Genomic DNA, 14,075 nt, shown 5'->3' on the forward strand with positions numbered 1-14,075 from the left:
CAGTCGCGAACCCGCGGACGGTTGATACGGTCGAGGATGCCGCGCCCGCCGCGCCGCAGGAGGAGCATCCGATGTCCAACACCCCCCGTGACGCGTGGCAGTGGATCACCGCGAGCCTCGGCGCGCTCGCAATCGTCGTCGTCGCGTGGGCATGCCTGACTTCGTGGGGCGGCGTCGTGCACGGGCACCCCGCGTACGCGGTGCTTCTCGGAGTGACCGCGGTCGGCGGCGTTGCCGCGATCTGGCTCTCGTTGCGCCGCCGGAAGCGCGCACGTCGATCCGGCGCGTGGCGCGTCACCGGCCGCATCGCGCTGATCGCCCTCGGCCTCGCGTGGATCGCCGTGACCGCGTGGCTGCGTCCGTACTCGGCGATCGAGCCGGCACTGCCGGCCATGCAGTCCGACGGCGTCGCTACCGTCACCGAGACGGGGACGCAGATCGTGATCGAACCCACCGGTGGCGCAGACGCGACAGCGGTGTTCTTCCAGCCCGGGGCGCTCGTCGATCCGCGGGCGTACGCGGCCGTCCTCCGGCCGCTCGCCGAGGCCGGCCACCGCGTCGTGATCACGAAGCAGCCCTTCGGCATCGCGTTCTTCGCGCTCGGCGCGTTCGATGCGACTCGCACGCAGTACGGCGATGTGAACGGTTGGGTCATCGGCGGGCATTCGCTCGGCGGCACCGTCGCGGCTATTCAGGCGGACGGGGCTGATGGCAACGGCGGCGGCAGTGACACGGATGCCGCCCCCGCCGTCGGCCTGTTGTTCTTCGCGTCCTATCCCGCGGGCGACATCAGCGACACCCTCGTCGTGCCGGTCGAGTCGATCTCTGGCTCGCGCGATGGGTTGGCGACGCCGGAAAAGATCGACGCTTCACGCGCGGACCTGCCGGCGGACACGAACTTCACAGTGATCGAGGGCGGCTCCCATGCCCAATTCGGTGACTACGGCCCGCAGGTCGGAGACAACGAACCCGAGATCAGCGACGACGACGCCCGCGGGCAGATCAGCGCAGCATCCGTCGCATTCGTTGACGCGCTCGTCGACTGACGCGACCGCAAGGCCGGTGGCCGGCGCGCCCGGATTTCTGAGCGCCGGGCGCCAGCGGGGAGCGGGATGCCCCGCGGCTCAGGGGACCCGCAGCACCCCGTTGCGGCGGTGTGGCAGCGTCTCAAGCGCCGCGTCGCGCAGCGACTCGGGCAGCAGGCGCTCGGGGGCATCCTGGAACGTCAGCGGCCGCAGGAACCGACGGATCGCCGTCGCGCCCACCGACGTGTGCAGCGATGTCGTCGCCGGCCACGGTCCGCCGTGGTGCTGCGACCACGTCACCGCGACGCCAGTCGGCCATCCGGCGAACAGCACGCGACCGGCCTTGCGCTGCAACACCTCGAGCACCGCATCCACGTCGTCGCCGTCTTCGCTGTGCAGCGTCGCCGTCAGCGAACCGGTAACCGCCTCGAGCGCCGAGAGAAGTTCGGCCTCGTTCGAGTAGCGCACCAGCAGCGTCACCGGGCCGAAGCACTCCTCGAGCAGGGTCTCGGGCCGGGCAGCGACGGCCACAGCGTCGGTGCTCAGCACGATCGGACGCGCCGAACCCGCCGCGGGCTCCTCGCCCTGTGCGACGACGGCGACCGATGCGTCGGCTTCGAGGTGCGCGATCCCCTCGGGGAACGCATCCGTGATGCGGTCGGTCAGCAGCGGACCGCCGGTCGACGACGTCGCGAAGGATGCCACGAGGTCTTCGAACCCGGCGCCGGCGGGCACGAACACCACACCAGGCTTCGTGCAGAACTGACCGACGCCCATGGTGAACGATCCGACCAGGCCCTGCGCGAGCGTCTCCCCGCGCGCGGCGACGGCAGCGGAGGTGATCACGACGGGGTTGACGCTCCCCAGCTCTCCGTAGAACGGGATCGGGTCGGGGCGGCCGGTGGCCAGGTCGAACAGTGCACGCCCGCCGCTGATAGAACCCGTGAAGCCGGCGGCCTGGATGGTCGGATGCTGCACCAACGCGTTACCGGCTTCGCGCCCTTCGACGAGTGAGAACGACCCCTCCGGTGCGCCGCCGGCGCGCAGCGCCTCGGTCACGATCTCGGCGGTGCGGTGCGACAAGCGGACGTGCCCCGAGTGCGCCTTCACGATCACCGGGTTGCCGGCGGCCAGGGCCGAGGCGGTGTCACCGCCGGCGACCGAGAACGCGAACGGAAAGTTCGACGCCGAGAACGCGGCGACCGGGCCGACGCCGGTGAGGATGCGGCGAAGTTCCGGCCGCGGCGGGGTGGCCGTGGCATCCGCATCATCCACCGTGAGTTCGAGGTAAGACCCCTCTTCGACGACGGTCGCGAACAGGCGCAACTGCCCGGTCGTACGGCCGACCTCGCCGCGCAGGCGCGTCTCACCGAGGCGCGTCTCTTCGTCGGCAATCGCCACGAGTTCGTCGATGTTCGCATCCAGCGCATCGGCGATGCCGCGCAGCCATCCGGCGCGCTGCGATGCGGACGATGCCCGCCAGATCGGTGCGGCACTCGCGGCCGCGGCAGCAAGCTGGTCGATCGTCTGGGTGGTCGTGGTGCTCATGATTCCTCCGGAGAGTTCGGGAGTGAGGGGTGTGAGAAGCTGATGCCGAGCCCCACATGCGGGGTCTCGGTCATGTATCCGTCGGCGATGGTGATGGGTGAGGGTCCGTCCAAGGCGCCCAGGGTGCCGAATCCGGCATCCTCAACATCTTCGACCATGGATTCGGGCACGCCCTCGACCGCGGGCAGGGCGAGGGCGAGTTGGCCCGACAGCTCGGGCAGCAGGTGCGGGTGCAGGGTCGCGCCGTAGGCGGCGGCGATACCAGCGATGCCGAGGAACGGCGTGATCCCGCCCACCCGCACCACGTTCGGTTGCACGATCTGCGCGGCGCCGGTGCGTAAGAAGTCGTCGAAGCGGTACGCGTTATGCAGGTTCTCGCCGACGGCGATCGGGATGCCGGACGATGCAGCCAGACGCTTGGACAATTCGATGTGACCGCCCAGGTCATCCGCGCGCAGCGGCTCTTCGATCCACACGGGGTCGACTGCGGCGAGCACCTCGAGGTTGCGCGTGGCGCGTTCGAGATCCCAACGCTGGTTCGCGTCGATCATGAGTGCACGGTCGGGCCCGAGCACCGCGCGCACGGCCTGCATGCGCTCGAGATCTTCGGCGACGTCGGGTTTGCCGACCTTCACCTTCACGGCGTCGAACCCGGCGTCGACCCAGCGCTGAACCTGGGAGACGAGCTCTTCGGTCGAATAGTGCAGGTTGACCCCGCTGCCGTATGCCTTCACGCGCGTGCGCGGCGCCTCGAAGAAGCCCGCCAGGGACGTGTTCTCGGCCCGCACCGCGGCATCCCACAGGGCGAGATCCCACCCGGCCAGGGCAATCGTGGCGATCCCGCCGCCCCCGGCTTCGTGCAGGTGCTCCCACATTCCCTGCCAGGCCTGACCGGGTTCGGCAGAGCGCCCGACGACGGCGCTCGCGATGTCGTTCGACAGCAGAGCGTGCACGGCTTCGGCCCCGATCTGCGGGGTCCACGAGAACCCCCAGCCCTCGGCGCCGTCCGAGCGGGTGACGTGCGTGGCGATGACCCCGACGCTCGTGACGTCGGCGGCCCACGGGCGAGTGAGGGGGACGCGGATCAGACGCGCGTCGAGGGACGTGACGGTGACGGGCGCAGTGCCGGGTGCGCCTGCTGAGCCCGCTGTGCCCGCCGTGCCGGGTGCGCCCGCTGCTCCTGCCGCGAACGCAGTGGTGCCCTTGCTCACAGCAGCGCGCGACCCGCGGCGAGGATCTCGCCCAGGCGCGCCTCCTGCTCGGCGGTCGGGTCGACCAGGGGGGCGCGCACCGAGCCGACCGGCAGGCCGCCGAGGCGCAGTCCCGCCTTGATCAGCGAGACACCGAAGCCCGGCGTCTCATCGCGCAAGTTCACCAGGGGCGAGTAGAACCCGTCCAGAAGGGCCGCGCGGCGCGCTTCGTCGCCGTCTGCGTACGCGCGGTAGTAGGCGTTCGCCACCTCGGGAATCATCGCGAACGCCGCCGACGAGTACAACGGGATTCCGATACCCCGATACGCGCCCTGCGTGAGCTCTGCGGTCAGCAGACCGTTGAAGAACGCGAAGTCATCACGCCCCTCCTCGGCGACGGCCCGCACGATTTGCTGCGCCACGCCGACGTCCCCGGTGCCGTCCTTGAACCCGACTACCTTGGGGTTCGCCGCCAGGCGCCGCATCGACGCCACCGAGTACTGCGCGTTCGCGCGATGGTAGACGATCACCGGAAGATCGGATGCCGCAGCCACCGCTTCGATGTAGGCGACGAGCCCCGCCTGGGGGCTGCCCACCAGATACGGCGGCAAGACGAGAAGGGCGTCGGCGCCAGCATCCGCTGCGCTCTTCGCCAACGCCACCGCGTTGCCGAGCGGGCCACCTGTACCGGCGATCACCGGCACCGCACCGGCGACGGTCTCGGTGGCGACGCGCACCACGTGTGCTGCCTCGTCGGCCGACAGGGCGTGGAACTCACCCGTGCCGCAGGCCGGGAACACTCCGCCGGGGTTGTGCTCGAGCGTCGTTGCGACGTGCTGGCGCAACAGGTCGTCATCGACCCGATCGGCGCTGTCGAAGGGGGTGACGGGGAAGAAGAGGATGCCGTCGAAGTTCACGTCAGCACGTCCTTTCGGGATTCGGGGGAGAGCGAGGGGGTGAGGCGCGTATCGGCGATGTCGGGGAGTTCGGCGCTCCAGCGGTGCTGGGGCGCCCAGCCCAGCATCCGACGAGCCTTCGCGGTCGAAAACGCGGGCGCATCGCCGGTGAGCTCAGCGGCGAGCGCCTCGGTCCCGGGGACGTACTGGGGTAGGAGCTCTGCCAACGGCCGCGTCGCCAGCGCGTCATCGGCGCCGACGAAGAACGTCTCGGCGTTGGGGATCGTGCCAATCGCGTCGAGCAGAACGTCGATGAAGGATGCCACGTCGCGCGCATCGACGTAGTTGAACAGTGCGGGGGCTGACAGTGCGGGATCGGCCAGGCGCTCACGCACTGTGTGGCCCTGCTGGGTGAGAGCGCCGTCCCACTCTTCGGGGGCGATCACGTAGCACGGACGGAAGGCGGCGAACCGCGTGGCGTCGCCGGTCTGGCGCGCGAACATCGCGAGCGTCTGTTCGACCAGGTGCTTCGACAGTGCATAGGCGTTCCAGGGCTTCGGTGTCGTGGTCTCATCCAGCGGAAAGCGGTCGGGCAGCCACCCCGCCGGGGCGTTGTACCCGAGCACGGTCGGACTCGACGCGGCGACGATCTTGGGAATCCGCGCGGCGACACCGGCGCCGATCACGTTTACGGCGAGTGCCGAATTCGTGCGGATGATGACGTCTTCGGGTGCGCTGAACGGAACCGCGATCGCGGCGAGGTGGATGAGCGCGTCGGCGCCGAGCGAGCCGATGGCGGCGGTCGTGGCATCCGCATCGGTCAGATCAGTCTCAACCTGCTCGATGCCTTCGAGCTCGGCTGCGTCTGACGCATGACGATCGATCGAGACGATGTCGTGCCCCGCGTCAGCGAGCCCGCGAACGAGGCTGCGGCCCAGGCGCCCGGCGCCGCCCGTGACGAGAATTCGGCTCATGAGCGGTGCCGCGCGGCGGCGTCTTCGACGAGGAATCGGATGCCGAGGTCGGCGACCTGGATGGGTTGGCGGGTCTCGAGGGAAAGGTTGCCGGCGATGCCGGTCGCGATCGAGCGCACACCGTCGCGCCAGTCGGCGGCGCGGGCGAGCGGGTCGGACGGGTCGGCGCCGACGAAGATGTCGCGCAGCAGGAGGGCGTCGCCGCCGCCGTGTCCGCCTGCGCCGTTGACGATGGGGACTTCGTATGCGGCTTCCCAGTGCTTCTGGACGAGCAGGCGCTCGCCTTCGGGGCGGAGAGAGCCGGACTCGCCAGCGTCGGTGGCGGAAGGGTCGAGCACGGGGTGCAGGCCTTCGGATTCGAGGACGGCGCCACGTTCGACAACTTCGAGTTCGGCGCGTCCCTCGGTGCCGTTGATGGCGACGCGGTACCCCTCCCAGGGGGCGTGTGCGTTGAGGGAGTAGCTGAGGGTGGCGCCGCTGAGGTAGTCCACGACGAGGGCGAGGTTGTCTTCGATGGTGATGCCGTCGCTGAAGACGTCGAGGTCGCGGCGGTAGCCGTCGTGCTGCTCGGCGTCGAGGTAGAGAGCCTTGAGCCGTTCGTCTTGCCGCATGTCGAGTTCGAACGCGTCGGCGCCGTCGTGACTGCCGCGCTCGGGGCGGCCGGTGATGCCGCGGTCGGCGGCGTTGTCTGCGCCGTAGAACTTCAGGGCACCGGAGGCGTATACGCGGCGGGGTGCGGAGCGGATCCACCAGTTGACGAGGTCGAAGTGGTGGCTGGACTTGTGGACGAGCAGGCCGCCGGAGTTCTTTTTCTCGCGGTGCCAGCGGCGGAAGTAGTCGGCGCCGTGCTTGGTGTCGAGCATCCACGAGAAGTCGACGCTGGTGACCTGCCCGATCGTGCCGTCTTGGATGATCTGGCGCAGTGCGGAGTTGCGGGGCGAGTAGCGGTAGTTGAACGTGATGACGACCTCGCGCCCGGTGCGCTCGATCGCCTCTTCGATGCGTGCCGCGCTCGGCGCGTCGATCGTGAGGGGCTTTTCGACCACGACGTCGGCGCCGGCATCCAGCGACCGCACGATCAGCTCGGCGTGCAGGTCATCGCGCGCGGTGATGATGACGCGCTCGATGTTCTCGGTGCGGATCATCTCTTCGAGCTGGTCGGGGGTCCACACGCTCGGGGCTGCGGCGCCGGTGGCGACGATGGCGTCGACGGTGACCTGGGCGCGCGCGGGGTTCGGCTCGCAGATTGCCGTCAGGGTGGCGATGTCGGCGAACGTCTCGGTGATCGCGTGCACGTACATGTGTGAGCGATGGCCCGTTCCGACGATCGCATACCGGCGCTGGTTCAATTCCACTCCTTCAGGAAACGTTTTCTCAGCGTAGCACGTGTGGGTGCGCGTTCGGGCGGGCGGGGCTGGGCGCGGGCCGGCGCTGGTGCCCATCACCCCGGCGTTCGTATGGCGCGACACGCCGGTGGGGGCGCCGGTTTCCCGCAAAGTGTGACGAATGAAGGGACGCGCGCGGGCGCTGGGTGTGGGGCGCGGGCGCGGGGGCCACCAGCGGTCGGTTCGTATGGCGCAACACGCCGGTGGGGGCGCCGGTTTCCCGCAAAGTGTGACGAATGAAGGGACGCGCGCGGGCGCTGGGTGTGGGGCGCGGGCGCGGGGGCCACCAGCGGTCGGTTCGTATGGCGCAACACGCCGGTGGGGGCGCCGGTTTCCCGCAAAGTGTGACGAATGAGTGGGATGGGGCGCGCCGCCTGCGTCAGGCGGGCGCGGGGCCGGTGCTGCCGCGCACGACGAGCTCGGGGTGCAGCGACACCGAGTCGGCGGCATCCTCACCCTCGAGCAGCGCGTGCATCGCCGCCCATGCCTGCTCGCCGAGCTCAAGCGCTGGCACGGCCGCCGTGGTGAGCGGCGGCGACGTGTACTGGGCAAAGGGGATGTCGTCGAACCCCACGATTGACAGGTCGTCGGGGACACGGCATCCGCTCGCTTGAACGGCGCTGAGCAGGCCCATCGCCACGAGATCGTTGAACGCCAGGGCCGCAGTCGCGCCGGATTCGAGGACGGTGGGTGCTGCGCGAGCCCCTCCGTCGAAGTCGACCCCTCCGGCCACTTCGGTGATCGTCACATCGGGGTGGCTATCGGTGAACTCGGCGATCGCGGCGAGGCGCGCGGTGTTGGCGACGCTGCGCTCGATCCCGGCGAGGAACACGATGCGCCGATGCCCGAGCTCGTACAGGTGCGCGAGCTGGTCGCCGAGCGCGGCGCGATAGTCGGCCCGCACGATCGGCAGGGTGCCCGCGCCCGTCCTGTTGACCACGACAGCGGGTCGGATGCCGCCGGCCACGCGATCCAGCTCCTCTTGCGGCATGCGCGGGGAACACAGGATCACGCCGTCGGTGCGCCGGCGAGTCGTCGTGGCGAGCACGCGCTCTTCGTCGACCGACTCCGCCGAATCGGCGACGAGGACGTGGTAGCCATCGGCGGCGGCGGCGCGACTGACGCCGCGCAGGATCTCTTGGAATGTCGGGTTCGCCAGGTCGGGAACCACGACGGCGATCGTCTGGGTGCGCCCGAGCACTAGGCTGCGCGCGAGCGGGCTCGCCGTGTAGTTCAGCTCGGTGGCCGACGCGCGGACGCGCTCGGCGAGCACCGGATCGACCGTCGGGTTGTCGTTCAACGCGCGCGACACCGTCGACAGCGACACTCCGGCGTGCGCGGCGACATCGGCGATGGTGACGCCTTTGGGTGGGCGGGCCATGCGGTTCCTCTCGGGCAGCGGGGTCTCGGGTCGCGGCGGCCTCAGCCGCGCTCGGGCGTGCTCCCCCGGATGATCACCTCGAGCGCGAGCGGCGAGGCCGCGGCATCCCACTCTTCATCGACCACCGCGTGCAGCAGGCGATACCCGAGCTCTTCGAGCGGCACGCGCACAGTGGTGAGGCCGGGGCGAATGTCACGACCGGTCGCGATGTCGTCGAAGCCGGCCACGGCGATGTCGGATCCGACCGAGCGCCCCGCGTCGCGGATCGCCGACATGATGCCGATCGCGACCACGTCGCTGACACCGAAGATGAGCGTCCCCTCGGCGAGTCCTTCGGCGAGCAGCTGCGCGCCGATCTCGTATCCCGCGTCGCGCGTGAACCCGCCGCGCACGACGCGGTCGACCGTTCCGCCGGCCGAGGTGAAACCGTCGGCGAACCCCGCAATGCGATCGTCGGAGGTCCGGATGCCGCGGGCGGCACCGACCACGACCGCGTGGCGATACCCGCGCGAGGCCAGGGCCGTGCCGAGCGCAGCCGCCCCGCCGGCGTTGTCGACGGGGACCGATCGCACGTCGTCGGACGCGCGACCGAGCGCGACGACGCGCCCGCCCATACCGGCGAACGCGTCGAGTTCCCTGCGCAGGCCCGCGGCGTCGCCCTCGTCGGTTCGGGATGCTGCGAGGATCAGCCCGCGCGGGCGTTGGCCCCGCAGGGCGCGCACGAGTTTGACCTCGCGCTGCGGGTCGCGCTCGGTGATCGCGATCGTCACGACGAGGGATGCTTCGTCGGCGCCGCGCGCGACGCCCGACGCGATCTGGCCGAAGAAGGGGTCAGCGATGTCGGCGACCAGCAGTGCGACGATCGCTGACGCGCCTCGCGCGGTTGCCTGGGCAGACAGGTTGGCGGTGTAGCCGAGGGATTCGGCGGCCGCTTCGACCTTGACGCGATAGCTCTCGGCGACTTTGCGGGTCGAGCCGTTCAACACGCGTGACGCTGTCGCGAGCGAGACGCCGGCCTCGCGGGCGACGTCGTGCAGAGTCGCCGCGCTGCGTGAATTCGGGAGGGTGTCGCTCACAGAGCCGAGTCTAGGGGGTTGGTCTGTGGGGCGGCGAGAGGGGAGCAAACGTTTTCCTTCGGTCAAGAGCGGGGAGTGGATGCCGCGTGCGCGGCGAGCCAGGCCCGCGCGGCATCCTGCATCTGCGCGGTCCATTCGTGGCCAGCGTCAAAGAACGCTCCGGTGTAGCGGGCGTCGAGACCGGCGCTCAGGCGAGCATGAGCCTCGGTCATGCCCTCCCTCGGGAAGAGCGGATCCGTGCGGCCGTACTGCACGAGCACGTCGCCTGCCGTCATCGCGGCGAGGCGAGGCAGATCGCGCCATGCGGCGAGGCCGGGGGAATGCAGCAACCATGAATGTGCATCGAGGTACTCCGGTACCAACGCGGATCCGGTCGACATCATGCACGACACCACGGTGGCTTTCACGCGTGGATCGAGCGCCGCAGCGAGGATGGCGCGACCGCCGCCGCCCGAGAGGCCGAAGACTCCCAGGCTGTTCGCGTCGACCTCGGAAAGGCCCGCGAGTACATCGAGCGCGGTGAGATCGTCGGCGGCGACCATGCCCGCAAGCGACGCCCCGAGCACGCCGAGACCTTTTGCGAGGTGGTCTTCGTGCAGCGACGAGACGGCGTCGAATCGTTCGTCGTCGGTCGGGGCATCGCCTTGTTCGCGCCAGCGGGCGTCGAGCGCCTCGGCCAGCGCCGCGAGTTTCGGCGTCGGTTGCGACAGGTCGAACGCGCGCGACCCCCACGAGAACGTGTCGTGCACGAGCACGGCGAACCCGTCTCGCGCGAGGTCGTTCGCCAGCGCTCGGCCGTCGTAGTACTGCCCGCGCAGGCGCTGAGCCGAAGGATGCGCGGCGCGGTCGGTCACCACCAGCTGCTCTGCGCCCGTCGAGCGCACGCCGCCATGGCAGTGAAGGCCGAGCAGCCCCGGGAGGTTGCCGTCGTGGTCGGCGGGGGTGAGCAGGTACGCGCGCGTGCGCGGCCCGAATCCGGTGTGCCACGACACCTCACGGCCGGCGACGCCGTCCAGCATCCACTCTCGATCTACCGAAACTCCCGCGGCCGCCGCCGTCGCAGGGACGCGGAGTCCCAGAATCTCGGCGAGACGGGCGCGGGGCTCGTCACCCGGAAACGCCGCGACGGGCACGTTCGCAAGGTGTGCCGGAAGATCGGCATACCCCGCGAACGGCCCGTCGCTCATGCGTTTGTCGTCAGCGTGGGAGGGCTGACCCGAGGTGCGGTGACACGGCACCGGCGAATCCGGCCGCGGTGCGCTGCACGGCAGTGAGGGGATCGGTCGCCCAGATCTCCTCGTTGAAGATCTCGACCTCGATGTCGCGGTCGTAGCCCGTCTCGATCACGGCGCGAGTGAGCGAGGCGAAGTCGATCACGCCGTCGCCCGGGTAGTGACGGCTGAGCAGCACGTCGGCGGGCAGCGGAGTCTTCCAGTCGCACACCTGGTAGGTCGCGATGCGCCCTTCGCGGCCGGCGCGCGCGATCTGGTTCAGCACGTCAGGATCCCACCAGATGTGGAACGTGTCGACGGTCGCGCCCACGACCTCGGGCTCGAAGTCGGCGGCGATGTCGAGCGCCTGACCGAGCGTCGAGACCACGCAGCGGTCGGACGCGTACATCGGGTGCAGCGGTTCGATCGCCAGCGTCACACCCGCGCTCTTCGCATAGGGGGCGAGCTCGCCGATCGCATCACGCACACGCGAGCGCGCGCCGACGACGTCGCGGTCGCCTTCGGGCAAACCCCCAGCGACGAGTACGAGGATCGCCGTTGATCCCTCCGCACCCGCCGCAGCCAACGTTGCGGCCTCATCGATCGCGACCTTGTTGTCGTCGATTGACGCGCGGCGCGCGGGGCCCTCGGGCATCGTGAAGAAGCCTGAACGGCAGTGCGTGGTGAAGCGCAGGCCCGAATCGGTCAGCATCTTCGCCGCGGTGGCGAGGCCGACTTCTTGTACCGGCTCGCGCCACAGACCGATCGCCTGCACGCCTGCCTCGGCGGTCACGCGCAGCGCGGTGGCGAGATCGGCGTACTTGATGGTGGCCTGGTTGATCGACAGGCGCGGGTCGACGAAGCCGCCGGTCATGACAGCACCCCCGGAACGTCGAGACCGTTGTGCCGCAGCATGCCATGCCAGCGGATCGTCGCCAGCTCGGGGCGCTCGAGCGCGTGAGCGGCGTTCGCGAGCTCGACGATGCGGGACAGGTGGGGGAGGCTCCGTGCCGAGTGCAGACCGCCGACCATCTGGAACGCATCCTGGTGGCCGTTCAGCCACGACATGAACGCGACACCGGTCTTGTAGTAGAAGGTCGGCGCGGCGAAGATCTGACGGCTGAGCTCTTCGGTCGGGCCGAGGATCTCGAGGTAGCGCGCCGGGTCACCGGCATCCAGAGCCTGAATCGCGGCGGAAGCAGACGTGGTCAACGCCGCGAACGCACCGAGCAGGGCGTCCGAGTGCTGGCGGGGGCTGTCGGGGTTGCGGTCGGGCTGGATGGCGTCGGGAACGTCTTGCCCGCCAATCAGGCCGACGTAGTTGAAGTCGTCACCCGTGAACATGCGCACACCCTCGGGGAGGCGCTCGCGCACCGACACCTCGGACGCGGCATCCAGCAAACTCATCTTGACGCCGGCGACCTTGTCGACGTTCTCGTTGATGATCTCAAGCAGAACATCGGATGCCGCGCGCCAATCGGTCGAGCCGAAGTAGCCCTCGAGCACCGGATCGAACGCGGTGCCGAGCCAGTGGAGGACGACCGGGACGGTGGCGGACTGCAGCACCTCGCGGTAGACGCGACGATAGTCATCGGCCGACGTGGCGACGCGCGCGAGATGGCGGCTGGCCATGAGAACGGGGCCTGCGCCCTGCTCTTCGGTGAAGTGGAGCTGCTCCTTATAGGCGTCGATGACCTGCTCGAGCGAGATGTGCTCGTCGTCTACGTGGTCGGTGTTGACTCCCACGACGACCGAGCCGCCCTCTTCGCGCGCCGTCTGAGCGGAGCGCGAAATGAGCTCGCGGGTGGCCGCGGCATCCAACCCCATATTGCGCTGGGCGGTGTCCATCGCGTCGGCGACGCCGAGCCCCCACGCGTAGGCGTGGCGACGGAAAGCGAGGGTTGCGTCCCAGTCGACGTCGGCGGGCTGGCCCGGAGTGTTGTCAGCGGTGATCTTCGGAACAACGTGCGCGGCAGCGTAGGCGACGCGGCTGCGCAGGGAGCCCTCGGGGCGGGTGTACCCGGGCGCCTCGGCGAGGGTGACGGCGGAAAGCTCGCCGGCGGCGGAGAGGAGAGTGAGGCTCGTCATGTCGATTCTCTGGTGTGGCGGATGGGATTCCCGCCGGGCGCAGCGTGACGCGTGCGCCCGGCGGGGACGATCAGACGGTCAGTTGAGGTCGAGCGAGGGCAGCTCGACCTTGCGGCCTTCGCGGCTGGACTGCAGGCCGGCCTCGGCCAGCTGCACGCCGCGCGCACCCGCGAGCAGGTCGAACGCGTACTCGGTACCGAGGACGTACGACTCGAGGAACTCTTCCCACTGCTGGCGGAAGCCGTTCTGGAAGACGTCGTTCGTGGGAACCTCGGCCCAGTCGGCGTCATAGTCGTGGTTGTCGGCGAGGTCGGGGTTCCAGACCGGCTTCGGCGTCGCGTTGCGGTGCTGGATCTTCGCACCGAACAGGCCAACAACGGCCGAGCCGTGCGTCCCATCGACGTGGAACTCGACCAGCTCGTCGCGGTTGACGCGGACCGTCCAGCTCGAGTTGATCTGTGCGACAGCGCCGCCCTCGAGCTCGAAGATGCCGTATGCCGCGTCTTCCGCCGTGGCGGTGTAGGGCTCGTTGTTCTCGTCCCAACGGGTAGGGATGTGAGTGGATGCCTGTGCGTAGACCGACTTCACCTCGCCGAACAGGTTCTCGAGCACGTAGTTCCAGTGCGGGAACATGTCGACGATGATGCCGCCGCCGTCTTCGGTGCGGTAGTTCCACGACGGGCGCTGCGCGGGCTGCCAGTCGCCCTCGAACACCCAGTAGCCGAACTCGCCGCGCACCGAGAGGATGCGGCCGAAGAAGCCCGAGTCGATGAGGCGCTTGAGCTTCTGCAGACCCGGGAGGTAGAGCTTGTCGTGCACGACGCCGGTCTTGACGCCAGCCTCGCGGGCGAGGCGGGCGAGTTCGAGTGACTCTTCGACCGACTCGGCGGTGGGCTTCTCGGTGTAGATCGTCTTGCCGGCGGCGATCGCCTTGCGCAGCGCCGTGGCACGGGCCTTCGTCACGAGGAAGTCGGCGTAGATCTCCCACCGGGGATCGGCCAGAGCCGCGTCGAGGTCGGTGGTGTAGTCCTCGATGTCGTGCTTGGCTGCGAGGTCTGCGAGCTTGGCCTCGCTGCGGCCGACGAGGAGGGGCTTGACGGTGACCTTCGTGCCGTCGGAAAGCTCGATGCCGCCCTGGTCGCGGATCGCGAGGATCGAACGCACGAGGTGCTGGCGGTATCCCATACGGCCCGAGACGCCGTTCATGATGATGCCGATCTCGCGAACGGCCGGGCGTGCGTCGGTGGCCTGGGTGAGGGTCGTGTCGGTCACGATGGGCCTGCTTTCTGTGAGGTTCTGCC

12 protein-coding genes are annotated in these 14,075 nt (G+C 69.7%); 1 reads left to right on the forward strand and 11 read right to left on the reverse strand.

Translation table 11 applies throughout. The annotated features are described in order from the left end of the window. The first annotated feature begins 71 nt into the window (after positions 1-71). A complete protein-coding gene (locus tag ON062_RS08205) occupies positions 72-1,046 on the forward strand; it encodes an alpha/beta hydrolase (RefSeq protein WP_274646638.1) in 975 nt (324 codons plus the stop codon). A 78-nt stretch (positions 1,047-1,124) separates the two neighbouring features. Here the strand turns inward: ON062_RS08205 and ON062_RS08210 are convergent, their stop codons facing one another. From ON062_RS08210 to ON062_RS08260, 11 genes are all read right to left on the reverse strand, one after another. After that, positions 1,125-2,573 (reverse strand): aldehyde dehydrogenase (NADP(+)), encoded by a 1,449-nt coding sequence (locus ON062_RS08210; RefSeq protein ID WP_274646639.1) that lies wholly within the window; start codon positions 2,571-2,573, stop codon positions 1,125-1,127. Further along, a complete protein-coding gene (locus ON062_RS08215) occupies positions 2,570-3,784 on the reverse strand; it encodes a mandelate racemase/muconate lactonizing enzyme family protein (protein WP_308209620.1) in 1,215 nt (404 codons plus the stop codon). The genes ON062_RS08210 and ON062_RS08215 overlap by 4 nt, the downstream gene beginning before the upstream one ends. Further along, positions 3,781-4,680, reverse strand: coding sequence for a 5-dehydro-4-deoxyglucarate dehydratase (locus ON062_RS08220; RefSeq protein WP_274646640.1), 900 nt, complete (start codon positions 4,678-4,680; stop codon positions 3,781-3,783). The genes ON062_RS08215 and ON062_RS08220 overlap by 4 nt, the downstream gene beginning before the upstream one ends. Then, positions 4,677-5,633 carry an NAD(P)-dependent oxidoreductase gene (locus ON062_RS08225; protein ID WP_274646641.1) on the reverse strand — a complete coding sequence of 319 codons (957 nt, stop codon included), beginning with the start codon at positions 5,631-5,633 and terminating at the stop codon, positions 4,677-4,679. Before ON062_RS08225 ends, ON062_RS08220 begins: the two co-directional genes overlap by 4 nt. Continuing rightward, the gene (locus ON062_RS08230) at positions 5,630-6,982 is read right to left on the reverse strand and encodes a Gfo/Idh/MocA family protein (protein WP_274646642.1); all 1,353 of its coding nucleotides are present in this window, start codon (positions 6,980-6,982) and stop codon (positions 5,630-5,632) included. The genes ON062_RS08225 and ON062_RS08230 overlap by 4 nt, the downstream gene beginning before the upstream one ends. A 415-nt stretch (positions 6,983-7,397) precedes the next feature. Further along, positions 7,398-8,399: a LacI family DNA-binding transcriptional regulator gene (locus tag ON062_RS08235; RefSeq protein ID WP_274646643.1), complete on the reverse strand. Its 1,002-nt coding sequence runs from the start codon at positions 8,397-8,399 to the stop codon at positions 7,398-7,400. 41 nt (positions 8,400-8,440) lie between these two features. Then, positions 8,441-9,475, reverse strand: coding sequence for a LacI family DNA-binding transcriptional regulator (locus ON062_RS08240; RefSeq protein ID WP_274646644.1), 1,035 nt, complete (start codon positions 9,473-9,475; stop codon positions 8,441-8,443). A gap of 62 nt (positions 9,476-9,537) precedes the next feature. Then, positions 9,538-10,662, reverse strand: a complete 1,125-nt coding sequence (locus tag ON062_RS08245) for an acetylxylan esterase (protein WP_274646645.1) — start codon at positions 10,660-10,662, stop codon at positions 9,538-9,540. A gap of 10 nt (positions 10,663-10,672) precedes the next feature. Then, positions 10,673-11,560 carry a sugar phosphate isomerase/epimerase gene (locus ON062_RS08250; protein WP_274646646.1) on the reverse strand — a complete coding sequence of 296 codons (888 nt, stop codon included), beginning with the start codon at positions 11,558-11,560 and terminating at the stop codon, positions 10,673-10,675. Continuing rightward, positions 11,557-12,774, reverse strand: coding sequence for a dihydrodipicolinate synthase family protein (locus ON062_RS08255; RefSeq protein WP_274646647.1), 1,218 nt, complete (start codon positions 12,772-12,774; stop codon positions 11,557-11,559). Before ON062_RS08255 ends, ON062_RS08250 begins: the two co-directional genes overlap by 4 nt. A gap of 78 nt (positions 12,775-12,852) precedes the next feature. Then, entirely contained in the window at positions 12,853-14,046 is a 1,194-nt protein-coding gene (locus tag ON062_RS08260; RefSeq protein WP_274646648.1) for a Gfo/Idh/MocA family protein, read from the reverse strand. Between the last annotated feature and the right edge of the window lie 29 nt (positions 14,047-14,075).

This window comes from Microbacterium sp. C7(2022), assembly GCF_028823665.1.
Classification (GTDB): Bacteria; Actinomycetota; Actinomycetes; order Actinomycetales; family Microbacteriaceae; genus Microbacterium.

Coding starts and splice junctions, on each gene's coding strand:
- ON062_RS08210 (WP_274646639.1), bottom strand. CDS start 2,573: ATGAGCACCACGACCACCCAGACGATCGACCAGCTTGCTGCCGCGGCC.
- ON062_RS08250 (WP_274646646.1), bottom strand. CDS start 11,560: ATGACCGGCGGCTTCGTCGACCCGCGCCTGTCGATCAACCAGGCCACC.
- ON062_RS08225 (WP_274646641.1), bottom strand. CDS start 5,633: ATGAGCCGAATTCTCGTCACGGGCGGCGCCGGGCGCCTGGGCCGCAGC.
- ON062_RS08255 (WP_274646647.1), bottom strand. CDS start 12,774: ATGACGAGCCTCACTCTCCTCTCCGCCGCCGGCGAGCTTTCCGCCGTC.
- ON062_RS08205 (WP_274646638.1), top strand. CDS start 72: ATGTCCAACACCCCCCGTGACGCGTGGCAGTGGATCACCGCGAGCCTC.
- ON062_RS08245 (WP_274646645.1), bottom strand. CDS start 10,662: ATGAGCGACGGGCCGTTCGCGGGGTATGCCGATCTTCCGGCACACCTT.
- ON062_RS08235 (WP_274646643.1), bottom strand. CDS start 8,399: ATGGCCCGCCCACCCAAAGGCGTCACCATCGCCGATGTCGCCGCGCAC.